Raw genomic sequence first — 21260 nt, forward strand, 5'->3', positions numbered from 1 at the left:
CGTCGCGTCGACACGCGATCGGTCCCGACTTGCGCGCCTCGGCCGCACACATCCGGAATCTGCCGCTCCATCGCAGGTGTTCGACTGGTTTCGAGTCGTCAGGTGAGGCTCCTGAGCCCGGAGTCCACCCGAATAGGTGAGTCGTGAAGAGACTCACATTCGACCGGATGAGTTATGTCCTGACCGGTTCTGTGGGTGACCATCCCTTCGACGACAAGCCCCCGTCATCCGGCGGGGCGGTCCGCGCGGACGCCGAGTCCTGCCGCCGTCGCGGACGCCAGGTCGACACAGAACGCAACGGCAGGAGCGGAGGACCCGAGTACGACGGGACCGGCCCACGGGCCGATTCCTTGGGGTGAAGCCGCGTCAGCGGCCGGGCATCTTCGCCTGCCCGAACCCGACAGGTCATCCTTCGCAGGCGGACGACGAAGGGTTTGCGCATGATCGCGCCATCAGCCATGTCCGCGGTTCTCTCCCGGTTCGGGGCGGTCTCCGCCCTCACGGCGGCCGCCGTCGCCGGTCCGGCGGTCCTGCCGGACATGGCCCAGCACGCCGACGCCGCCACGATCCGGGCGGAGGCTCTGAAGGTCGCGGCCTCGAAGAAGGGCGCTCCCTACCGGTACGGTGCCACCGGCCCGCGCAGCTTCGACTGCTCGGGCCTGACGCTCTACTCGTTCAAGAAGGTGGGCAGGAAACTGCCCCGCACCGCCGCCGCGCAGTACAACAGCACACGGCACCTGCACAGTTCCGACCGCACCCGCGGGGACCTGGTGTTCTTCCACTACGGGAGCAGCATCTACCACGTCGGGATATACGCGGGCCACGGGAGAATCTGGCACTCCCCCAAGCCGGGCGGCCGGGTGCGCCTGGAGAAGATCTGGACCCGCAGCGTCTGGTACGGCCGTGTGAGGTGACCGCCCGCCGCGGGGCCCGGGCCCGCCCTCCCGGGCCCCGCGAACCGGGGCCTCTCCCCGCGGTAGCCGGGGGCAGGTCACGGCAGGCCGTAGCGTGGCGCCCATGACGTTGCCGCGCCTGCTCGCCGACGCCGCCCGGGGCGTCTTCCCGCCCGCCGACGGATCGGTGACGATCGTGCCCCAGCCCTCGGCACGCGACGCCGGCGTCATCGCCTTCACGGCGCACAGCGTGGTCTTCGCCGACGCCGACCCCGCCCTGGTCCGGGATCTGCTGCCGCCCGGTGACCTGTCGGCGCCGCTCAACCCGCCGTTCCTGACGGCCCTGTGCGGGCTGCTGGGGCGCCGGGTGAACAACATCGACCTGCTGACGACGGCCACCGCCCTCCCCGGTCCGCCGCCCGGCCCCCCGCTCGCCCTGCGGGAGACCGCCGCCCGCGAGCATCCCCGTGCCGCGCGGGCGCTGTCGCACCGGGACGAGGTGCGGGTCTGGACGGTGCCCGGCGGCACCGTCCTCATCGGGCGCGGGGTGGCCGGCCGCTGGGAGATGGCCGTCGAGGTCGAGCCCGCGGCACGCGGCACCGGTCTCGGCCGCCGGCTGGCCCTGGAGGCGCGCCGGCTGGTCCCGGACGGCGGGACGCTCTGGGCCCAGATCGCGCCGGGCAACGCGGCGAGCGTACGGGCGCTGCTGGCGGCCGGCTTCACCCCCGTCGGCGCGGAGGCGCTGCTCGTACCCGGCCACGGCTGAGCGGCGGGCGGCCCCGTCGCGCGTTCACTCCACCGGTGCGGGCGCCGCCACCCACGGCAGGGTGATCCAGACGGTCTTGCCGCCCTCGTCGGTGGGGGTGACATGGAGCCGGCCCCCGGCCTCGGCGGTGAGATGCCGGATGATCACCATGCCGCGGCCGTTGTCCTGCTGGACGGCGGCCGGCAGGCGCTGGGGCCAGCGAGGATGGCTGTCGGTGACACCGATCCGCAGCTGCTCGTCGCGGTCGAGCCGGATGTCGAGGGTGAAGGTCGGCGACTGGCCGAGGGTGTGCAGGACGGCGTTGGTGGCGAGTTCGGAGACGATGAGCCGCACGGCGTCGGCATGCGACGAGTCGTCCGCCATCCCCCACTCCACCAGCAGGTCGCACACGTATCGACGGGCCGCGGGTACCGAGGCAGGGTCGCTCGGCAGGGTGACGGATACTTCCTGATGGTCTGCCATGGCGACGCTGTCCCTTTCCCGCCGTGACCGGGACTCCGGCACGCGCCTGTCCGGGCCGCACGCCCGGGCCGCCGGGGGCCGTACTTTCCGTACGGTGTCCACCGGCTTCCACGCGCCAGAGTGCCACCTATCGTGCCGTCAAACCGGTGCCACCACAGCTATATGCATATATCTGTCGCCCAAAGCGGTGAACTCTGCTACGAGAGAACGTATTTGCGCGGCAGACTTCGCCCGGGGACCGGCGGGGCATGCCGGGAACCAGGAGGTACACAGTCATGCAGCAGGTGCCGGCGGTCCGCCGCCGCAAGATCGGCTCCGAATTGCGCCGTCTCAGGGACACGGCCGGCCTGACGAGCGGCGAGGTCGCCCTCCGGGTGGGCTGGCATCAGTCCAAGGTGAGCCGCATCGAGACCGGCCGCAGCGGCGTGCGCCCGGAGGACGTGACCGCGCTCCTGGACGCGTACGGCGTCCGCGACCAGCGGCTGCGCGACATGCTCGCGGCGCTGGCCGGGGGCGAGGGCGCCCGGCGTGGCTGGTGGCACGAGTACCGCGAGGAACTCCCGGACGCCTACCGCGACTTCATCTCCCTGGAGTCCGACGCCTGCCGGGCCCGCACGCTGGAGACCACCGTGGTGCCGGGACTGCTGCAGACCCCCGACTACGCCCGCGAGCTGACCCGTTCGGTGCTGCCCCACCTGGGCCCGCGGCAGATCGCGACACTGGTCGACGTGCGTATCGCGCGGCAGGCGGTGCTGCGCGCCTCACCGCCGCTGGAGCTGTGGGCGGTGCTCGACGAGGCGGTGCTGCGGCGCCGGGTGGGGGGACCGGAAGTGATGGCGGCGCAATTGAGCCATCTTGTGGAGCTCGGTTCCCTGCCCCATGTGCATCTGCAGGTGCTGCCTTTCTCCGCCGGTGGTCATATCGGCGTCACGGGGCCTTTCGTCATCTTCTCGTTTCCGCGCATTGCTGATCTGGATGTTGTCGTTCTCGACCAGTTGACGAGTAGTCTCTATCTGGATCAGGAAGAGGACATCAGGGCGTACGGTGCCGCTTTCAACCGGCTGCGCTCCCACGCCCTGTCGAGCGAACAGTCGCTGACCTTCGTCAGCGGCATCGGCAAAGGCGCGTAAGGAGGCACACCCCCATGTCCAGCGCACTGCCTCAGTACGTTTCCTCCAGTGCGTCCCTGTTCGGAATGAATTGGCGACGCAGCAGCTACAGCACGGCGGCGAACAACTGCGTCGAGACGGCCCTCGTCCCCTCGGGGCCGCTCTCGGGACAGCTCGCCGTCCGCGACTCCAAGGATGTGCGCGGCCCGGCCCTGCTCTTCACCCCCACCGAGTGGAACGCGTTCCTGGACGCCGTGCGCACGGGAACCCTGACCGGGCGCCCCTGAGCTCAGCGGCGTGGCGGCGCCGTACGGACGATCGTCCCGACGGCGTCGCCGATCTCCCGGTCCGTCAGGTCGGCGCGCGCGGTGAGCCGCAGACGGGAGATCCCGTCCGGCACCGACGGGGGCCGGAAGCACCCCACAGCGAGCCCCGCCTCCCGGCAGTCCGCGGCCCACTGGACGGCCGCCTCCGGCGAGGGCGCCCGCACCGACACCACACACGCGTCCGGCGCGGTGGCCTCCAGTCCCGCGGCGGCGAGCCTCTTGTGCAGTTCCCGGGCCACCTCACGCACCCGCGCGGCGCGGTCCGGCTCCCGGCGCAGCAGCCGCAGCGCCCCCAGGGCGGCACCCGTGGCCGCCGGCGCCAGACCGGTGTCGAAGATGAACGTCCGCGCCGCGTTGACCAGATGCCCGATGACCCGGGCCGGGCCCAGCACCACGCCGCCCTGGCTGCCCAGCGACTTGGACAAGGTGGCCGTGCACACCAGCCCGGGGGCACCGGCAAGCCCGGCGGCGGCCGCCGCCCCACGCCCGCCGTCACCGAGGACGCCGAGCCCGTGCGCGTCGTCGACCAGCAGGGCCGCTCCCGCCTCCGCGCAGGCCGCGGCCAGTTCGCCGAGCGGGGCCGCGTCGCCGTCGACGGAGAAGACGGAGTCGGTGACGGTCACGGCGGGCCCGTCATGGCCGGACAGCGCCTTGCGCACCGCGGCGGGATCGGCGTGCGGGACGACCTCGGTGGTGGCCCGGGAGAGCCGGCAGCCGTCGATGAGCGAGGCGTGGTTGCCCGCGTCGGACACGATCAGGGTGCCCGGCTCACTGGTCAGCGCGGTCACCGCGGCGAGGTTGGCCGCGTAGCCCGAGGCCAGCACCAGGGCCGCCTCGAAGCCGCAGAAGGCAGCGAGTTCGGCCTCCAGCTCGGCGTGCAGCTCGGTGCTGCCGGTCACCAGCCGTGAGCCGGTGGACCCGGCGCCCCAGCGCAGGCACGCGTCGGCACCCGCGCGGGTGACCTCCGGGTGCCGGGCCAGGCCCAGGTAGTCGTTGGAGGCGAGGTCGAGCAGCGGCGACCGGGCCGGCCGGGGCCGCAGGGTGCGCACCAGCCCCGCCGCGCCGCGCCGTTCGGCGTGCGCGTCGATCCAGTCGAACGGGTCGCGGGCCATGGTCGTCCCCGGGGTCGGTGTGCGATGTCTCCAGCACCGTAGTCTGCCCTGCCGGTTTGCACGGTGTGGTGATCCACACACCCTGCGCGAGTGGTCTTGTGGGGTGCCTCATTGGCCGATGGTCGCCGCGTGCGCCAGGATCGCGGCATGGATCTGCTCAATGGGTTGGTGGAGAAGGGGCTGCGCCGCGAGCTGCCCACGCGCGAGGAGGCTCTCGCCGTGCTGGCCGGCTCGGACGACGAACTGCTCGACGTGGTGGCCGCGGCCGGCAAGGTGCGCCGCGCCTGGTTCGGCCGGCGCGTGAAGCTGAACTACCTGGTGAATCTCAAGTCGGGGCTCTGCCCCGAGGACTGCTCGTACTGCTCGCAGCGGCTGGGCTCCGAGGCCGGTGTGCTCAAGTACACCTGGCTGAAGCCCGAGGAGGCGGCGGCCGCCGCGGCGGCGGGGGTCGCCGGCGGCGCCAAGCGGGTGTGCCTGGTGGCCAGCGGACGCGGGCCGACCGACCGCGACGTGGACCGGGTCTCGAAGACCATCGAAGCCATCAAGGGTGAGAACGAGGGCGTGGAGGTCTGCGCCTGCCTCGGCCTGCTCTCCGAGGGGCAGGCCGGCCGGCTGCGCGGCGCGGGCGCCGACGCGTACAACCACAACCTGAACACCTCCGAGTCGGTCTACGGCGACATCACCACCACGCACACCTACGCCGACCGCGTCGACACCGTGCAACAGGCCCAGGCGGCGGGGCTGTCCGCCTGCTCCGGCCTGATCGCGGGCATGGGCGAGAGCGACGAGGACCTGGTCGACGTCGTGTTCGCACTGCGGGAACTGGACCCGGACTCGGTGCCCGTCAACTTCCTCATCCCCTTCGAGGGCACGCCGCTGGCCAAGGAGTGGAACCTCACCCCGCAGCGCTGCCTGCGCATCCTCGCGATGGTGCGCTTCGTCTGCCCCGACGTGGAGGTCCGCATCGCCGGAGGCCGCGAGGTGCACCTGCGCACCATGCAGCCGCTGGCGCTGCACCTGGCCAACTCGATCTTCCTGGGCGACTACCTCACCAGTGAGGGCCAGGCCGGCCAGGCCGATCTCGACATGATCGCGGACGCCGGCTTCGAGGTGGAGGGCGCCGGTACGGTCACCCTCCCCGGTCACCGCGCCGATGCCGCGGGCGCGGTGGCGGCCGCCGGCTGCGGCTCGCACGGCTCCGCGCAGGGCGGCTGCGGCTCGCACGGCGCCTCGGACGGCGGCGGTTGCGGGCCCTGCGGCGGCCGCGCGGAAAGCGCCCCGGTACCGGCGGGTGCCGCGCGCACCGACCTGGTGGCGGTCCGCCGCCGCGGCACCGGAACGGACCTGCCGCCCAATGCCTGAACCGCTCACCGCCGGCGAGCTCCTGGCCCTGGACCGGGAGCACGTCTGGCATCCGTACGGGCCGATGCCGGGCCGCCAGGAACCGCTCGTCGTCGCCTCCGCGGCCGGGGTCCGGCTGCGGCTGGCCGAACCGGTCGAGGGCGTGACCGAGCTCGTCGACGGCATGTCCTCCTGGTGGTCGGCGATCCACGGGTACAACCACCCGGTGCTCAACGAGGCGGCCCGCGGCCAGCTGGACCGCATGAGCCACGTCATGTTCGGCGGGCTCACGCACGAGCCCGCCGTCCGGCTCGCCGCCCGTCTGGTGGAGATCACCCCCGAACCGTTGCGGCATGTCTTCCTCGCCGACTCCGGCTCGGTGTCGGTCGAGGTCGCCGTCAAGATGTGCCTCCAGTACTGGCGCTCCCTCGGGCGGCCCGCCAAGCAGCGCCTGATGACCTGGCGCGGCGGCTACCACGGCGACACCTGGCAGCCGATGTCCGTGTGCGACCCCGAGGGCGGCATGCACGGGCTGTGGTCGGGGGTGCTGCCCCGCCAGGTCTTCGCCGACGCCCCGCCGGCCGCGTACGAGGAGGCGTACGCCGACCACCTGCGGGAGACCGTCGCCCGGCACGCGCACGAGCTCGCCGCGGTCGTCGTGGAGCCCGTGGTGCAGGGCGCGGGCGGTATGACCTTCCACTCCCCCGCGTATCTGCGGGTGCTGCGCGAGGCGTGCGACGAGCACGACGTGCTGCTGGTGTTCGACGAGATCGCCACCGGATTCGGGCGGACGGGCACGCTCTTCGCCGCCGAGCAGGCGGGCGTCTCCCCCGACGTCATGTGCGTCGGCAAGGCCCTGACGGGCGGGTACCTCACGATGGCCGCGACGCTGTGCACCGCGCGCGTCGCCGACGGGATCTCCCGGGGCGAGGTCCCCGTCCTCGCCCACGGCCCCACCTTCATGGGCAACCCGCTGGCGGCGGCCGTCGCCTGCGCCTCCATCGACCTGCTGCTCGGGCAGGACTGGGCGCAGGAGATCAAGCGCATCGAGGCCGGACTGCGGGACGGGCTCGCGCCCGCGGCCGCGCTCCCCGGGGTGCGGGACGTACGGGTGCTGGGCGCGATCGGGGTCGTCCAGCTCGACAAGGCCCTCGATGCGGCTGCCATGGCGACCGTCACGCGGGCCGCCGTCCGCGGGGGGGTATGGTTGCGCCCGTTCCGGGACTTGATCTACACGATGCCCCCGTACGTGACGGGGAACGAGGACGTCGCGCGCATCTGCGCGGCGGTGTGCGCGGCGGCGGAGGCGGCATGACGGTGTTGTTCGTGACCGGTACGGGCACGGAGATCGGCAAGACGGTGGTCTCGGCGGCCATCGCGGCGACCTCGCTCGCGGTGGGCGCCAGCGTCGCCTACCTCAAGCCCGCGCAGACCGGCCTCGGTCCCGACGAGCCGGGGGACGCCGCCGAGGTGACGCGGCTGGCGGGGTACGAGCTCACCGGAGTCGAACTCGCCCGCTACCCGGACCCCCTGGCCCCGGCCACGGCGGCCCGGCGGGCCGGCCAGCCGTCCGTGGGACCCGGTGAGATCGCCGAGGCGGCCGCGAAGCTGGCGGCCGTCCACGACATCGTGCTGGTCGAGGGCGCGGGCGGGCTCCTGGTGCGGTTCGACGAGGAGGGCTCCACGCTGGCGGACGCGGCGAAGATGCTGGGCGCACCGGTCCTCGTCGTCGCCCCGGCCGGGCTGGGCACGCTCAACACGGCCGCCCTCACCGCGGAGGCGCTGCGGGCCCGCGCGCTGGCGTGCGCCGGCTTCGTGATCGGCAGCTGGCCCGGCGACCCGGACCTGGCGGCGCGCAGCAACCTCGCCGACCTCCCGGTCTGCACCGGCGCCCCGCTGGTCGGCGCCGTCCCCGCGGGGGCCGCCGAGCTCACGCCGGAGGCGTTCCAGCAGGCCGCGCCGGGCTGGATCGCCCCCCGCATCGGCGGTCTGTGGGACGTGGACGCGTTCACCGCCGTCTGGAGCTCCATCATCTGACGGCACGTCGGTTCCGGGGCGGGGCGCGCTCCCGCCCCTCGGAAGGAACCGCGCGCGAGGAGGCATGGCGGCCCCGCTCCGGCGGCACAATCCGGAAGAGGGGGGCACGACGAGGCAAAGGGGACCTGCCATGCCCATCCGTTCCGGCGCGATGCACGAGCCCGTCCACCACCCGCTGTTCGCCCGCTTCTACGCCCGCTGCGCCCGGGGCGCCGAGACCCGTATGGGCCTGGCGGAGCTGCGGGGGGAACTGCTGGCCGGGCTGTCCGGCCGGGTGATCGAGATCGGTGCCGGCCCGGGGCTGAACTTCCGTCACCTGTCTTCTCCCAGGAGGCCCCGGCCTTCAGGCCAGGGGGAAGGGGTGCATGGGTCGGAGCCGCGAAGCGGCGGAGTTGTTGGCGCATCTGTCCTGACCTGCACTCTCTTTCGTTGTCAGTGGGGACTGTTACGTTCCGTGGCATGACGACTGCGGAGGTAGCCGGGCGGGGGTTCGGACATGCCCGATACACCTTCCGGCTGCGCGTGTCGTCCACGGCGCGTGCCGGTCTGGAGGCGGAGTGGGCGCGGTGCCGGTGGGTGTGGAACGAGTGCGTGGCCGTGTCCCGCAAGGTCCACGCCCTGAACCGGACCTCCGAGCAGAAGATCACGTGCGGCCCGGCGCAGCTCGACAAAATGCTGACCGAGGCGAGAGGGTCGACGGCGTGGCTGCGGAACGGCAGTTCCGTTGCGCAGCAGCAGACGATCCGGGACTTCGCCAAGTCCCGCGCCAAGGCGTTGAAGGACATCACGGCGCGGCTTCCGATGCGACAGCGAGCCGGGATGCCCCGCATCAAGCGCAAGCGCCAGGCCGACCCGACGCTGAACTACACCACCCGCGGATTCCGGCTCAAGGACAGGCGCCTGCACCTTGCGGGCGGCATCGTGCTGACGGTGGTGTGGTCCCGCGACCTGCCCGCCGCCCCGACGTCGGTCCGCGTCCACCAGGACAGCCTCGGCCACTGGTACGCCAGTTTCGTAGTCGCCGTCCAGGTGCAGCCGCTGCCCGCCACGGGAGCGGTGATCGGTATCGACTGGGGGGTGCGCGAGACCGCGACCACGACCAGCGATCTCCACGACCTGCCCCACGCCCAGCACGGCAAGAGTGCCGCGGCGAAGCTCGCCCGCTATCAGAAGATGATGGCCCGGCGCCGCACCCCGAAGGGCGAGCCCGACAGCGGCGGTTACCGCAGGGCTCGCCGGGCCGCGGCAAAGGTGTCGAAGAAGATCGCGCGCCAACGGCAGGACACGGGTCGTAAGTGGGCCAAGCAGGTCGTCCGTGACCATGACGCGATTGCGGTCGAGGACTTCCGGCCGAAGTTCTTGGCGAAGTCCAGCATGGCCCGTAAGGCGGCGGACGCGGCGATCGGGGCCACGAAGGCGGCGCTGATCGAGATGGGCCGCAAGCACGGGCGGGACGTCCGACTCGTACATCCCGCGCACACCACCATGGACTGCGCATCGTGCGGAGCGAGAACCAAGCACGCACTTCCTCTTTCAGAACGTACCTACACCTGCACCCCGTGCGGAACCGTGTCCCCCAGGGACAAGAACTCCGCCCGCGTGATGCTGGTCCGGGCTGGTCTCAACCCGGCTGGTGCCGATCGTGTAAGAGCTGACGGACCGCTGGTCCCCAGCCCACGTGAGCCAGGAATCCCCGTCCCTTAGGACGGGGAGGATGTCAATATCCGCGCACGGTCGCGGAGGTCGTGGCCATCGAACCCGAACGGCATCTTCGCCGGCTCGCCGCCGATGAGGCACGGCGGGCGCAGGTGCCGGTGGATGTGGTGCCGGGTGTCGCGGAGGCCCTGCCGGTCAAGACCGAGGGTTTTGACGCGGCGGTCTCCTCGCTGGTGATGTGCTCCGTGCGGGACCATGCGCGGGCGCTCGGCGAGTTGCTGCGCGTCCTGCGGCCGGGCGGTGAACTGCGGCTGCTGGAGCACTGCCGCGCGACGGGCCGCGGGGCGGCGGCGGCGCAGTGGGCGGCGGACCACACGTTCTGGCCGCTGCTGTTCGGGGGCTGCCGGACGGGGCGCGACACTCCCGCGGCCGTGCGGGCGAGCGGCTTCGAACTGCTGGAGCTGCGCCGTTTGCGCATTCCGGAGCGCGGGCTGCCGGTGCCGAGCTCGCCGCACGTCCTGGCCACGGCACGCCGTCCGGGCCGATCTTGCCCGCTGTACCTACTGGTATGTACAGTCATCCGCGTGGACACCCCGGACCGGTTGATCGAGAGCACCCGCGAACTGCTGTGGGAACGCGGCTACGTCGGCACCAGTCCCAAGGCCATCCAGCAGCGCTCGGGTGTCGGCCAGGGCAGCATGTACCACCACTTCTCCGGAAAGCCCGACCTCGCGCTCGCCGCCGTGCGGCGCACCGCCGCGGAGATGCGGGCGCTGGCCGAGGAGCAACTGGGCGGGCCCGGCACGGCCGTCGAGCGGATCACCCGCTACCTGCGGCGCGAACGCGAGGTGCTGCGCGGCTGCCCCGTGGGAGGGCTCACCCAGGACCCGGAGATCGTCTCCAGCCCGCGGCTGCGCGCCCCGGTGGACGAGACCTTCGAGTGGCTGCGCGGCCGGATCGCCGACGTCCTCGCCGACGGCCAGGCGCACGGCGAACTCGCCCCCGGGCTCGACGCCGACGACATCGCCGCGACCGTGGTCGCCGTCCTCCAGGGCGGCTACGTGCTCGCCCGCGCGGCCGGCTCGGCGGCGCCCTTCGACCAGGCCGTCAGCGGAGTGCTGGCGCTGCTGTCCCACCACTCCTAGGGAGCCCCGCGCCGTGTACGCGATGCAGTACGAGATCACCCTGCCCGCCGACTACGACATGGGCATCATCCGGGACCGCGTGGCCGGTCGCGGCCGTCTCACCGACGCGTACGAGGGCCTGGGCTTCAAGGCCTACCTGGTGCGGGAGCGCGGCACCGACGGCTCGCCGGTCAACCAGTACGCGCCCTTCTACCTGTGGGGCGACACCGCCGGGATGAACCGCTTCCTGTGGGGCGGCGGCGGCTTCGGGGGCATCGTCGGCGACTTCGGCCGCCCCGGCGTGCACCACTGGACCGGCGCCGCGTTCCGGCCCGGCCCGGCGCACGGCTCCGCGCCCTGGGCGGCGAGCCGCCTGCGCGAGCGCCTGCCCGAGGGCGCCGACCCGCGCGAACCGGTGGCCCGCGCGCTGCGGCGCTGGGAGGAGCGCTGCGCCGCCCCCGGTGTCCACGCGGCGCTGCTCGCGGTCGACCCCCGGCACTGGGAGATCGTCCAGCTCACCCTGTGGGACGACGCGGTGGCGGGCGACGACCCGGACCGCTACGCGCTCCTGCACCTGTCTGCGCCGCACTGGCGGGACCTGCCCGTCGGCAGCCGGTGGCCGCGGGACTGACGCGCGCCGCCGCCGTTCAGGCGCTCCAGCCGCGCAGTACCTCGGCGATCTCCAGCACATCGGCCGTGCCGCTCTTGACCAGCCGGGCCAGTTCCCGCACCCGCTCCGGCGAGGTGACGACCTTCAGCCCGCTCGCGACCAGGTAGGCGTACGCCACGGCCGAGGCGAACATGACGTTGGACCGCTCCAGGGCGGGGACGTGCACCAGCAACTGCATGAGGGCCGCGGCGCACTCATGGGGGTCGCCGTACACGGGCACGCCGAATATCTCGGCCTCGTGCCGGCTGACCGCGGCGACGAGCGCGCCCCAGTCGGCGACCTGGGGGTCGCCGGGTGTGTTGTGCTCGGCGACCATGAGCAGCCAGGCGAGATCGATCCGCAGGGTCAACGGCGGCCTTCGTGCTCCGCGCCGAACTCCTCGGCGAAGACGGACTCGTACTGTTTCATGAAGTCGGCGGCCGCCTCGACGAAGGTCCGCCCGTTCTCGCCCGCGTCCTGCTGGACGAGTTCCTCGATGTAGCGGTTCACACTGATCCCCCGCTGCGCGGCCCGTTCCCGGGCGGTCGCGGCGGTGGTCTCGTCGACCCGCACGTTCAACTGGGTCTTGGCCATACCAACAGGCTAGCGCCGAGGTGCTAGCAGTGACAAGTGCCCCTTACACGGACGATCCGGAGCGCGACCGCCGGACGATGCACACGCGCCCGCGACGACCTACTCTCGCCCCATACGACAGCACGCACATCGGCATGATGGGGGACAAGCGTGTCGACACCGGCAACACCGCCGACAACCGGCACAGAGGACACCGTGACGGGCGCCGGGCCGGCCGCCCGGGCCGTGGCACTGACCAAGGCGTACGGAACGGGCGAGACCCGCGTGGTGGCACTGGACGCGGTGGACGTGGACATCCAGCGGGGCCGGTTCACCGCCGTCATGGGGCCGTCGGGCTCCGGAAAGTCCACGCTGATGCACTGCCTGGCGGGACTGGACTCGGTCACCTCCGGGCAGGTGTGGATCGGCGGCACCGAGATCACGCGCCTGGGCGAACGGCAGCTGACGCGTCTGCGCCGGGACCAGGTCGGCTTCGTCTTCCAGGCCTTCAACCTGCTGCCGACGCTGACCGCCGCGGAGAACATCACGCTGCCCATGGACATCGCCGGCCGCAGGCCCGACCAGGAGTGGCTGGACCGCGTCATCGACACCCTGGGCCTGCGCGACCGGCTCCGGCACCGCCCGGCGCAGCTGTCCGGCGGACAGCAGCAGCGCGTCGCGTGCGCCCGCGCGCTCGCCTCCCGCCCGCAGCTGATCTTCGCCGACGAGCCCACCGGCAACCTTGACTCCCAGTCGGGCGCGGAGGTGCTGCGCTTCCTGCGGGAGGCCGTGGACCGGCTGGGCCAGACCGTGGTGATGGTGACCCACGACCCCACCGCGGCCGCCCACTCCGACCTGGTGCTCTTCCTCAACGACGGGCGCATCGTCGACGACCTGGCCCGGCCCTCGGCCGACGGCGTGCTGGAGCGGCTCAAGCGCTTCGACGCGCTGCGGAAGCAGGGCTAGGACCCTCCCGTGCTCCGGGCGACGCTCCGCAGCTTCCTGGCCCACAAGGGCCGGCTGCTGCTGTCCGCGCTCGCCGTCCTGCTGTCGGTGGCGTTCGTCACCGGCAGCATGATCTTCTCCGACACCGTCAACCGCACCTTCGACCGGCTCTTCGCCTCGACCGCGGCCGATGTGACGGTGGGTCCGCCCGAGGCGTTCGCCGAGAACCAGAACTACGCGTCGGGCCAGGTGGCCACCCTCCCCGCGTCGCTGCTGCCCAAGGTCAGGGCCGTGCCGGGCGTCGCCGACGCGCGCATCGACGTCACCGTCCAGAACATCACCGTCGTCGACGCACGGAACCGCCCCGTCGGCCCGACGACCGGGGCGCCCACCCTGGCCACCAACTGGTCCGGCAATCCGCGCAGTCCGGTCCGGCTGACCAGCGGCCACGCGCCGCACGGCGACCGCGAGGCGCTGATCGACGCCGACACCGCGGCCAACCGCGGGCTGCGGATCGGGGACACCCTGCGCGTGCTCGCGCAGCCGGGCGCCTTCCCCGTACGGCTCGTCGGCATCGCCACGTTCACCACCACCAACCCGGGCGCGGCCCTGCTGTTCGTGGACACGCCCACCGCGCAGACCCGTCTGATCGGCCGGCCCGGAACCGCGACCTCGGTGGCCGCCGACGCCGCGCCCGGCGTGTCCGACGCGACGCTGAAGCGGCGGATCGCCACCGCTCTGGGCCCCGGCTGGACATACACGACGCAGGCCGAGCAGGCGAAGTCGGCCGCCGAGTCCCTGGCGACGTTCCTCGACGTGATCAAGTACGTGATGCTGGGCTTCGCCGGGATCGCGGTCCTCGTCGGCGTCTTCCTGATCGTCAACACCTTCTCCATGCTCGTCGCGCAGCGCACGCGCGAACTCGGGCTGCTGCGGGCGCTGGGCGCGGACCGGCGGCAGGTGCGGCGCTCGGTACTGGTGGAGGCGGCGCTCCTCGGCCTGGCGGGGTCCACCCTCGGACTGCTGTGCGGGGTCGGGCTGGCGTCCGGGCTGATCCGGCTGCTGGGGGCGTTCGGGATGAACGCCGGCGCCTCGCACATGGTGCTGCGCCCCCTGGTGCCCGCGGCGGCGTACGCGATCGGGCTGGTGGTGACGCTCGTCGCGGCCTATCTGCCGGCCCGCCGGGCCTCGCGGGTCTCCCCCATGGCCGCGCTGGCCGACGTCGAGGTCACCGACGGCGACCGGTCGCTGCGGGGGCGGGCGATCGCCGGCGGGCTCCTCGCCCTGCCGGCGGCGGCCGCACTCGCGGGCGCGGCCGCCGCCCGGACGATCGGTGCCGCCGCGTCCTTCCTCGGCCTGGGCATCGGGCTCTCGCTCATCGCCGCGGTGGTGGCGGGCCCGCTGCTCGTGCGCCCCGTCATCCGCGTGGTGGGCGGCGGGCTGCCGCGGTTGTTCGGGCCCGTGGGGCGGATGAGCCAGCGCAACGCGCTGCGCAATCCGCGGCGCACCGGCGCGACGGCCTCGGCGCTCATGATCGGGCTCGCGCTGGTGACCGGCATGTCGATGGCGGGGACCTCGATGGCCACCTCCTTCGACCGCGAGATCGACAAGGCGCTCGGCGCCGACTTCGTCGTCCAGGGCGACCACTTCGCGCCCTTCTCCCCCGCCGTCACCCAGGCGGTGCGCGCGGTGCCGGGCGCCGGCCAGGTCGTCCCGATGCGCTATGTGCCGCTCCTCGTCACCCTGCCCGGCGGCCGCACCGCCCGGCTCACCGGCGCCGCCATCGGCCCGGGCGCCGACGACGTGCTCCATCTCGACTACGCCCGCGGCGACACCGCCCGGGCACTGGCCCCGGACAGCGTCTCGCTCTCCCAGGAGTACGCGGCCCGGCACGGACTGCGGATCGGCAGCAGGCTGCCGGTGCGGTTCGCCGACGGGCGCAGGGCCACGTTCACCCTGCGGGCGCTGACCACCAGCCAGGGCACCGTGTTCGGCGACGACGCCACCTTGACCATGGGACTCGCCACCGCCGAGCGCCATCTGCCGCGCAGCCAGGACGCCGCCCTGTACGTCAACGCCGCGCCCGGCACGTCGAAACCGGCGCTCCGGGCCCAACTGGAGAAGGCGCTGACGCCCTATCCGCAGGTCGAGGTCCGCGACCAGGCGGACTACAAGAAGCTCGTCCGCACCCAGATCTCCGTGCTGCTCACCCTCGTCTACGCGCTGCTGGGGCTGGCGATCCTCATCGCGGTCCTCGGCGTCGTCAACACCCTCGCCCTGTCCGTGGTCGAGCGCACGCGCGAGATCGGGCTGCTGCGGGCCATCGGCCTGTCCCGCCTCCAGCTCCGGCGCATGATCCGCCTGGAGTCGGTGGTGATCGCCGTGTTCGGCGCGGTCCTGGGCCTCGGGCTCGGCCTGGTGTGGGGAGTGGTGACCCACGAGGTGCTGGCCCTGAAGGGCATCCGGGCGCTCACGGTCCCCTGGACGACCGTCGGCGCGGTCATGGCCGGCTCGGTGCTCGTCGGCCTGGTGGCCGCCCTGCTCCCGGCGCTGCGCGCCTCGCGGATGAACGTGCTGGCGGCCATCGCGCACGAGTGACGGCGTGCGCCGTGCGGTGTCCACGTGCTGGCCCGTGGAGGAACTCGGCCACGACGTCCCGGCCGGCACGCGGCGGCGCACGCAACCCAGCAGGTCCGGCTCGGCACCTTCGCTCGACACTGCCTGTCCTTCGGCCGGACGGACAGCCCGAACCCGGGCCGGCTTCTCCGCTCGCGCCGCAGGTCAACTTCGTTCTTCGAGCTCGGCCATCCATGTGAAGGCGCCCGCAATGAGAGCGGCCCGTGACTCCCTCCGCCAGCAGTCAGGCATGATGCGGCGTGACCTGTGATGTCTGCGACCACGAGATGCGACGAATGCCGGTGCGCGAACCGCGGATGTCTTGGCACAAGGCAGTGAAGGAACGCTGGTTCTGCCCCTGGTGCTATGCCTGGACCGAATTCGGATTCGATCCGCGCGAGGTCTCGCGGCCTCAGTACGGATACAGATCGTGGGAACTGGCTGAGTCCCCCGAGCTCCCAGCGAACGGAGTCGCACACGCGTTCGATGTGGCGTACGCGTACTCCGTCAACGGCATCGGCGCGACGCTCTGCGGCCTGACCCACGAGGCCCTCACCACGTCACCGTACCCGTGGATATCCGAAGGGGTGAGTGCCTGCGGGGCATGCAGGGAGACCGCCGAGGTCATCGACGCGCGCTGGCCCCTGGAAATGCGCAGCAACAACCGTAATTCTCCTGCCCCACCTCCGGGTTCCGACTGGCCGCCCTTCTAGGAGCGGTGCATCGGCCTCGCTGTCAGCGTGCGGGCCCTTCATCGTGTGCCTCGGGCAGGATTCGAACCTGCGGCACCCGCTTGAGGAGAGCCGTGCTCAGGGTCCCGGCCGCCAGAGGGCGGCGACCGCATCCGCCGTGAGCGTCACGCTGTCCCGGGTCTCCGCGGCCCAGGGGATCAGTGCGGCGCGGAGCCGGTCCCATTCCGGCCGGGCGCGGTCAGGCCCGTCCTTGGCCCCGAACGAGTCGTCTCGGCACACGGCACCGATCCGGATTTCGGCATCCTCGTCCCGTGCGTCGTGCTCACCGACGCCCGCCAGGCCCCGCTTACCGGATCGCCGCGCAGCTGCCCGGCCCGCCGGAGCGGGGGCTGCTTTCGGCCACGTGACAACCGTCCAGGAGCCCACGGCCGAGGACTTCGCCCGCATGATCGCGGAACCGCGCCGGAACGGCACGTAAAACCCTCGACCGGCGCCGGGACGGCCTGCTTGGGTGGGGGCGTGAACGATCTGCGGATACGCGGCGCGGCACCTGCCGACGCCGAAAGGGTGCTGGCCTTCTGGAAGGACGCCGCGGAGGGCACCACCGTCAGCGACGACCTGGCCGGGGTGAGCGGGCTCATCGCGCGCGACCCCGAGGCACTGCTCCTCGCCGAACGCGACGGGGAACTCGTCGGCACCGTGATCGCCGGCTTCGACGGCTGGCGCTGCCACCTGTACCGCCTGGCCGTGCACCCGCGACGGCGCCGGCAGGGCGTCGCGACCGCGCTGCTGGCCGCGGCCGAGGCACGTTTCACCGCGTTCGGCGGCCGCCGCGGGGACGCGATGGTCCTGGTGCGCAACGAGCGGGCCCACCATGCCTGGCGGTCGGCGGGCTACCTGCCGAACGAGGAGTGGCGGCGCTGGACCAAGCCGCTGGTCGGCGTGCGCCCGCCCGGCCCGCCTGCCGCCGGGTAGCGCGCCCGGACCGCGCGGGCTCGCGCCGCCTCCCCCGACGGCAGCAAAATCGCGCGCGCCACCGTCCGCTGACCGATCATGGGATCGAGGTGTCCCGATGACCGAAGTGCTCCTGCTGGCCGTCGCGCTGCTGCTCACCCTGGCGTGTGCGGTCTTCGTCGCCGCGGAGTTCTCGCTGACCACCGTCGAGCGCGCCGATCTGGAGCGCGCCGCGCGGGCCGGTGAGCGGGGCGCGTCCGCGGCGCTGCGTGCCGTGCGCACCCTGACGCTGCAGTTGTCCGGGGCCCAGCTCGGCATCACCGTCACGGGCCTGGTGATCGGCATGCTGGCCGAGGGCTCCATCGCGAAGCTGCTGGCCGGGCCCCTGCGTGCGCTCGGGATGCCGCGGTCGGCGGCGTCGTCGCTGGCGCTGGTCCTGGGCACGGCGGTCTCGACGGTCGTGCTGATGGTGGTCGGCGAACTGGTCCCGAAGAACTGGGCGATCTCCCGCCCGTTGCCGGTCGCCAGGGCCGTCGCCCCGGCGCAGCGGGCGTTCACCACCGCCTTCGGCCCGCTCATCCGGCACCTCAACAACTCGGCCAACCGCATCCTGCGGCGCCTGGGCATGGAGCCCGCGGAGGAGCTCGCGTCGGCCCGCAGCCCGGAGGAGCTGGTCGCGCTGGCCCGGCACTCGGCGCGGGCCGGGGCCCTGGAGGCCGACACCGCCGAACTGTTCGTCCGCACCCTGGGCCTGGCGGAGCTGACCGCCGAGAACGTCATGACCCCCCGCGTCCAGGTCGCCTCCCTGGACGAGCGCGCGAGCTGCCAGGACGTCGCCGACGCGACCCGGGCGACCGGCCTGTCCCGCTTCCCCGTGCACCGGGGCGGCTTGGACGACGTCATCGGCATCGTCCACATCAAGGACGTGCTGGCCGTGCCGGCCGAGCGCCGGCCGGGCCATCCGCTGACGCCGCTGCTGCGCGAGCCGCTGCTGGTGCCCGAGTCGCTGACCGTGGACCGGCTGCTGGACCGTCTCGCCGGGGACACGGGCATGGCCGTGGTCATCGACGAGTACGGGGGCACGGCCGGGGTCGTCACCCTGGAGGACATCGTCGAGGAGGTCGTCGGCGAGGTGCGGGACGAGCACGACCCGCAGGAGACGCCCGACCTCGCCTTCGTCCACCGGGACCGCACCGGCCGCCGGGTCTACGACGCCGACGGCGCCACGCGCACCGACCAGCTGGCCCGGATCGGCCTGCGGGCGCCCGAGGGTCCGTACGAGACGCTGGCCGGGCTGATCGCGGAGCGGCTCGGCCGGATCCCCGTCACCGGGGACGTCGCCGAGGCCGCCGGGTGGGTGCTGGAGGTCACCGACGACACCGGGCGCCGGGCCGCCCAGGTGCGGCTGATCTCCCCGCCGCCGGGCGAGGGCGCGCCTGCCGGCGGGGATGCGGCGGCGCCGGGGGACGGGACCGGCGACGGCGCAGCGGGGGTGCGATGACCTTCCTGCAGATCCTCGTCGGCCTGCTGACGCTGGTGGTGAACGCGTTCTTCGTCGGCGCCGAGTTCGCCATGATCTCCGTGCGGCGCAGCCAGATCGAGCCCCGCGCGGAGGCCGGGGAACGCGGCGCGCGACACGTCCTGTGGGGACTCCAGCACCTGTCGCCGCTGCTGGCCGCCGCACAGCTGGGCATCACGCTGTGCACCCTGGTGCTGGGCATCGTGGCCGAGCCCGCCATCGAACACCTGCTGTCCCCGCTGTTCCAGGCGCTGCACGTGCCGGAGAACGCGGTCCATGTCGCGTCGTTCGCGATCGCGCTGACGCTCGCCACGTACGCGCACATGCTGCTGGGCGAGATGGTGCCGAAGAACATCGCGCTCGCCGAGCCCGAGCGCACCGCGCTGGCGCTCGGGCCGCCGCTGGTGACGCTGGCACGGGCGCTGCGCCCGGTGATCTTCACGATCAACGCGTTCGCCAACGGGCTGCTGAAGCTGTTGCGGGTGGAGCCGAAGGACGAGGTCGCGGCCGTGTTCTCCGACGACGAGCTGGCCCGGATGGTCACCGACGCCGGGGCCGCGGGACTGCTGGACGAGCGGGCCGCGATCCGGCTGCAGGACGCCCTCGAACTGGGCCGCCGGCCGGTGGGCGAGGTCGTGGTGCCTGCCGACCGGGTGGTGGTGGCGCGCTCGGACATCAGCCCGGAGGGGCTGGAGCGGCTGAGTGCGCGCTCGGGGTTCTCCCGCTTCCCGGTCACCGAGGAGTCCGGCCGCGTCCTGGGCTACCTGCATGTCAAGGACGCCCTCGCCTGCGGTCCGGCCCGCCGCGACCTGCCGTTCCCGCGCGCCGCGATCCGGCGCATCACCCGCGTGGGCGCGGCGACGCCGCTGGACGACGTCCTGGCCGCGATGCGGGCCAGCGGCGCGCACCTGGCGGCGGTGGTCGACGACCAGGGGCGGGGCATGGGCCTGGTGACGATGGAGGATGTGCTCAAGCAGCTGATGGGGCACGCACCGGCCCCCTGAAGCAGCCTCGGAGCGGCCCGGTAGGATCACGGCCGCCATGGAGATGACCGCCACCCACACCAGCTTCGTCGCGCTCGGCGACTCCTTCACCGAAGGCATGTCGGACGCCCTGCCGAACGGCACCTACCGCGGCTGGGCCGACCTGCTCGCGGGCCGGCTCGCCGCCCACAGCCCCGACTTCCGCTACGCCAATCTGGCCGTGCGGGGCAAGCTCATCCAGCAGATCGTCGACGAGCAGGTCGAGACCGCGGCCTCGATGGGCGCGGACCTGGTGACGCTGGTCGGCGGTCTGAACGACGTGCTGCGGCCCAAGTGCGACGTCCCGCAGGTGTGCGCGCTGCTGGAGGAGGCCGTCGAGCGGCTGGCGCCGAGCTGCGGGCAGCTCGTCCTGATGCGCAGCCCCGCCCGCCGTGGCCCGGTCGCGGCGCGTTTCCAGCCGCGCATGGAGGAGCTGTTCGCCTTCATCGACCAGCTGGCCGCCCGGCACGGCGCCCTCGTCGTCGACCTGTACGGCGCGGACGTGCTGGGCGACCCCCGCCTGTGGGCGGACGACCGGCTGCACCTGGACGAGGAGGGCCACCGCCGGGTCGCCGAGGCGGTCTGGCAGACCCTCGGCCACACCCCGCGCTTCGACTGGACCGAGGCCCTGCCCGTCGGGATCAAGCTCCCCTGGACGGCCCGCCGGACGGCCGACCTGCGCTTCACCCGGCAGCACCTGGTGCCGTGGATCGGCCGCCGCCTCACCGGCCGCTCCTCCGGCGACGGCCTGGCCCCCAAGCGCGCGGAACTGCTCCCCCTCCCGGCCGCCGACGCCTGAGCGGCGGCCCCGGTGCGGGGCCCTCACCACTCCTCCGGGGGCACCGGCCGGTCCGCGGCGACGTACCGGCTCAGTACCTCTTGGCTGTCCGGAGTGAAGACCTGCCGTCGCATGAAGCCCGACAGTTCGCTCCTGGTCATCCAGTCGTGCCAAACGAGCTCGTCCCCGTCGGGCCTGACCCGGCCGAGGACGACGGCCTCGTGGATCGCGAGCCAGTGAGGGCTCAGGCCGCCAAGGCTCAGGAACTTGACCACGAGGCGAACCGGCACCTGGACCCCCAGCTCCTCCCCCAGCTCGCGGGCTGCCGCAGCTTCGTACGACTCGCCCACGGCGACGGCACCGCCGACCGCGACCTCGTAGTGCCCCGGGAAGCGGGACACCTGCCCGGAACGCCGGTGGACGAGGAACCGTCCCTCTCGATCGCGGCACATCGTCACGGCGATCCGGTGCAGCCAACCCCGGCGGACAGCCTCGGCGCGGCGCACCACAGCCACCACGAGATCGCGTTCATCGACCTGTTCGACCCACTCGTCCATGGGCCGACGATCGCAGCCCCCTCTGACACCACAGCGACGTCCGCCGCCTGATGTGCGAAGCCGACCCGTCTCGGAACACCGCACCGACCTCGCGCGGACGACCACCAAATGGACGGCTGAGCGTTTCTG

General features: G+C 73.0%; 21 protein-coding genes, 2 pseudogenes and 1 riboswitch. Of the genes and pseudogenes, 18 read left to right on the top strand and 5 right to left on the bottom strand.

Translation table 11 applies throughout. The features are described 5' to 3' along the window. Positions 1–265 precede the first annotated feature (265 nt). A riboswitch (cyclic di-AMP (ydaO/yuaA leader) is annotated at positions 266–436 on the top strand. Positions 437–440: 4 nt separating this feature from the next. Then, positions 441–914, top strand: a complete 474-nt coding sequence (locus ACIP64_RS22985; RefSeq protein WP_401589740.1) for a C40 family peptidase — start codon at positions 441–443, stop codon at positions 912–914. A gap of 103 nt (positions 915–1017) precedes the next feature. Then, positions 1018–1659 (top strand): GNAT family N-acetyltransferase, encoded by a 642-nt coding sequence (locus ACIP64_RS22990; RefSeq protein ID WP_401589743.1) that lies wholly within the window; start codon positions 1018–1020, stop codon positions 1657–1659. Between the two features lie 24 nt (positions 1660–1683). Here the strand turns inward: ACIP64_RS22990 and ACIP64_RS22995 are convergent, their stop codons facing one another. Then, a complete protein-coding gene (locus ACIP64_RS22995) occupies positions 1684–2121 on the bottom strand; it encodes an ATP-binding protein (RefSeq protein ID WP_401589746.1) in 438 nt (145 codons plus the stop codon). 275 nt (positions 2122–2396) lie between these two features. Here ACIP64_RS22995 and ACIP64_RS23000 point away from each other — a divergent pair, with 275 nt between their 5' ends. Further along, entirely contained in the window at positions 2397–3251 is an 855-nt protein-coding gene (locus tag ACIP64_RS23000) for a helix-turn-helix domain-containing protein (RefSeq protein WP_401589749.1), read from the top strand. Positions 3252–3265: 14 nt separating this feature from the next. Next, positions 3266–3517 carry a DUF397 domain-containing protein gene (locus ACIP64_RS23005; protein WP_360913876.1) on the top strand — a complete coding sequence of 84 codons (252 nt, stop codon included), beginning with the start codon at positions 3266–3268 and terminating at the stop codon, positions 3515–3517. Positions 3518–3519: 2 nt separating this feature from the next. Here ACIP64_RS23005 and ACIP64_RS23010 read toward each other — a convergent pair whose 3' ends face one another. Further along, the gene (locus ACIP64_RS23010; protein ID WP_401589752.1) at positions 3520–4668 is read right to left on the bottom strand and encodes an 8-amino-7-oxononanoate synthase; all 1149 of its coding nucleotides are present in this window, start codon (positions 4666–4668) and stop codon (positions 3520–3522) included. A 147-nt stretch (positions 4669–4815) separates the two neighbouring features. Between ACIP64_RS23010 and bioB the strand changes: the two genes are divergently transcribed. The 8 genes and pseudogenes from bioB to ACIP64_RS23050 all read left to right on the top strand — a co-directional run bounded on the left by bioB (position 4816) and on the right by ACIP64_RS23050 (position 11457). Beyond that, positions 4816–6030 (top strand): biotin synthase BioB, encoded by a 1215-nt coding sequence (bioB, locus tag ACIP64_RS23015; protein WP_401589755.1) that lies wholly within the window; start codon positions 4816–4818, stop codon positions 6028–6030. After that, on the top strand, positions 6023–7324 hold the full coding sequence (locus ACIP64_RS23020) for an adenosylmethionine--8-amino-7-oxononanoate transaminase (protein WP_401589757.1): 1302 nt from the start codon (positions 6023–6025) through the stop codon (positions 7322–7324). The genes bioB and ACIP64_RS23020 overlap by 8 nt, the downstream gene beginning before the upstream one ends. Beyond that, positions 7321–8046 carry a dethiobiotin synthase gene (gene bioD, locus ACIP64_RS23025; protein ID WP_401589760.1) on the top strand — a complete coding sequence of 242 codons (726 nt, stop codon included), beginning with the start codon at positions 7321–7323 and terminating at the stop codon, positions 8044–8046. The genes ACIP64_RS23020 and bioD overlap by 4 nt, the downstream gene beginning before the upstream one ends. A 130-nt stretch (positions 8047–8176) precedes the next feature. After that, positions 8177–8362, top strand: a pseudogene (locus tag ACIP64_RS23030) (SAM-dependent methyltransferase); the annotation flags it as partial. 143 nt (positions 8363–8505) lie between these two features. After that, entirely contained in the window at positions 8506–9750 is a 1245-nt protein-coding gene (locus ACIP64_RS23035; protein ID WP_401589763.1) for an RNA-guided endonuclease InsQ/TnpB family protein, read from the top strand. Positions 9751–9779: 29 nt separating this feature from the next. Beyond that, positions 9780–10031 (top strand): annotated as a pseudogene (locus ACIP64_RS23040) (class I SAM-dependent methyltransferase); the annotation flags it as partial. A gap of 255 nt (positions 10032–10286) precedes the next feature. Then, positions 10287–10847, top strand: a complete 561-nt coding sequence (locus tag ACIP64_RS23045) for a TetR/AcrR family transcriptional regulator (protein ID WP_401590148.1) — start codon at positions 10287–10289, stop codon at positions 10845–10847. Between the two features lie 13 nt (positions 10848–10860). After that, positions 10861–11457 carry a DUF4865 family protein gene (locus tag ACIP64_RS23050; RefSeq protein WP_401589766.1) on the top strand — a complete coding sequence of 199 codons (597 nt, stop codon included), beginning with the start codon at positions 10861–10863 and terminating at the stop codon, positions 11455–11457. A gap of 16 nt (positions 11458–11473) precedes the next feature. Here the strand turns inward: ACIP64_RS23050 and ACIP64_RS23055 are convergent, their stop codons facing one another. Beyond that, positions 11474–11845, bottom strand: coding sequence for a fic family toxin-antitoxin system, toxin component (locus ACIP64_RS23055; protein WP_360913860.1), 372 nt, complete (start codon positions 11843–11845; stop codon positions 11474–11476). Then, positions 11842–12069: a toxin-antitoxin system HicB family antitoxin gene (locus ACIP64_RS23060; protein WP_319660692.1), complete on the bottom strand. Its 228-nt coding sequence runs from the start codon at positions 12067–12069 to the stop codon at positions 11842–11844. Before ACIP64_RS23060 ends, ACIP64_RS23055 begins: the two co-directional genes overlap by 4 nt. A 195-nt stretch (positions 12070–12264) precedes the next feature. Here ACIP64_RS23060 and ACIP64_RS23065 point away from each other — a divergent pair, with 195 nt between their 5' ends. From ACIP64_RS23065 to ACIP64_RS23090, 6 genes are all read left to right on the top strand, one after another. Beyond that, positions 12265–13014: an ABC transporter ATP-binding protein gene (locus ACIP64_RS23065; protein WP_401589770.1), complete on the top strand. Its 750-nt coding sequence runs from the start codon at positions 12265–12267 to the stop codon at positions 13012–13014. Between the two features lie 9 nt (positions 13015–13023). Beyond that, a complete protein-coding gene (locus ACIP64_RS23070; RefSeq protein ID WP_401589773.1) occupies positions 13024–15591 on the top strand; it encodes an ABC transporter permease in 2568 nt (855 codons plus the stop codon). A gap of 1229 nt (positions 15592–16820) precedes the next feature. After that, the gene (locus ACIP64_RS23075; protein WP_401589776.1) at positions 16821–17276 is read left to right on the top strand and encodes a GNAT family N-acetyltransferase; all 456 of its coding nucleotides are present in this window, start codon (positions 16821–16823) and stop codon (positions 17274–17276) included. Between the two features lie 97 nt (positions 17277–17373). Continuing rightward, complete coding sequence (locus ACIP64_RS23080) at positions 17374–18756, top strand: hemolysin family protein (RefSeq protein WP_401589778.1); 1383 nt, start codon at positions 17374–17376, stop codon at positions 18754–18756. Next, the gene (locus tag ACIP64_RS23085; RefSeq protein ID WP_401589781.1) at positions 18753–19778 is read left to right on the top strand and encodes a hemolysin family protein; all 1026 of its coding nucleotides are present in this window, start codon (positions 18753–18755) and stop codon (positions 19776–19778) included. Before ACIP64_RS23080 ends, ACIP64_RS23085 begins: the two co-directional genes overlap by 4 nt. A 37-nt stretch (positions 19779–19815) precedes the next feature. Further along, positions 19816–20595, top strand: a complete 780-nt coding sequence (locus ACIP64_RS23090) for an SGNH/GDSL hydrolase family protein (RefSeq protein ID WP_401589783.1) — start codon at positions 19816–19818, stop codon at positions 20593–20595. A gap of 23 nt (positions 20596–20618) precedes the next feature. Here the strand turns inward: ACIP64_RS23090 and ACIP64_RS23095 are convergent, their stop codons facing one another. Next, positions 20619–21131 carry an NUDIX domain-containing protein gene (locus tag ACIP64_RS23095; protein ID WP_401589786.1) on the bottom strand — a complete coding sequence of 171 codons (513 nt, stop codon included), beginning with the start codon at positions 21129–21131 and terminating at the stop codon, positions 20619–20621. Between the last annotated feature and the right edge of the window lie 129 nt (positions 21132–21260).

This window comes from Streptomyces sp. NPDC088733, assembly GCF_044751185.1.
Lineage (GTDB): Bacteria > Actinomycetota > Actinomycetes > Streptomycetales > Streptomycetaceae > Actinacidiphila.

Excerpts from the sequence above, each read along its gene's own strand:
- ACIP64_RS23005 (WP_360913876.1), top strand. The coding sequence starts at position 3,266 with ATGTCCAGCGCACTGCCTCAGTACGTTTCCTCCAGTGCGTCCCTGTTC.
- ACIP64_RS22985 (WP_401589740.1), top strand. The coding sequence starts at position 441 with ATGATCGCGCCATCAGCCATGTCCGCGGTTCTCTCCCGGTTCGGGGCG.
- bioB (WP_401589755.1), top strand. The coding sequence starts at position 4,816 with ATGGATCTGCTCAATGGGTTGGTGGAGAAGGGGCTGCGCCGCGAGCTG.
- ACIP64_RS23035 (WP_401589763.1), top strand. The coding sequence starts at position 8,506 with ATGACGACTGCGGAGGTAGCCGGGCGGGGGTTCGGACATGCCCGATAC.
- ACIP64_RS23000 (WP_401589749.1), top strand. The coding sequence starts at position 2,397 with ATGCAGCAGGTGCCGGCGGTCCGCCGCCGCAAGATCGGCTCCGAATTG.
- ACIP64_RS22995 (WP_401589746.1), bottom strand. The coding sequence starts at position 2,121 with ATGGCAGACCATCAGGAAGTATCCGTCACCCTGCCGAGCGACCCTGCC.
- ACIP64_RS23080 (WP_401589778.1), top strand. The coding sequence starts at position 17,374 with ATGACCGAAGTGCTCCTGCTGGCCGTCGCGCTGCTGCTCACCCTGGCG.
- ACIP64_RS23020 (WP_401589757.1), top strand. The coding sequence starts at position 6,023 with ATGCCTGAACCGCTCACCGCCGGCGAGCTCCTGGCCCTGGACCGGGAG.
- ACIP64_RS23060 (WP_319660692.1), bottom strand. The coding sequence starts at position 12,069 with ATGGCCAAGACCCAGTTGAACGTGCGGGTCGACGAGACCACCGCCGCG.
- ACIP64_RS23085 (WP_401589781.1), top strand. The coding sequence starts at position 18,753 with ATGACCTTCCTGCAGATCCTCGTCGGCCTGCTGACGCTGGTGGTGAAC.
- ACIP64_RS22990 (WP_401589743.1), top strand. The coding sequence starts at position 1,018 with ATGACGTTGCCGCGCCTGCTCGCCGACGCCGCCCGGGGCGTCTTCCCG.
- ACIP64_RS23090 (WP_401589783.1), top strand. The coding sequence starts at position 19,816 with ATGGAGATGACCGCCACCCACACCAGCTTCGTCGCGCTCGGCGACTCC.
- ACIP64_RS23010 (WP_401589752.1), bottom strand. The coding sequence starts at position 4,668 with ATGGCCCGCGACCCGTTCGACTGGATCGACGCGCACGCCGAACGGCGC.
- bioD (WP_401589760.1), top strand. The coding sequence starts at position 7,321 with ATGACGGTGTTGTTCGTGACCGGTACGGGCACGGAGATCGGCAAGACG.
- ACIP64_RS23095 (WP_401589786.1), bottom strand. The coding sequence starts at position 21,131 with ATGGACGAGTGGGTCGAACAGGTCGATGAACGCGATCTCGTGGTGGCT.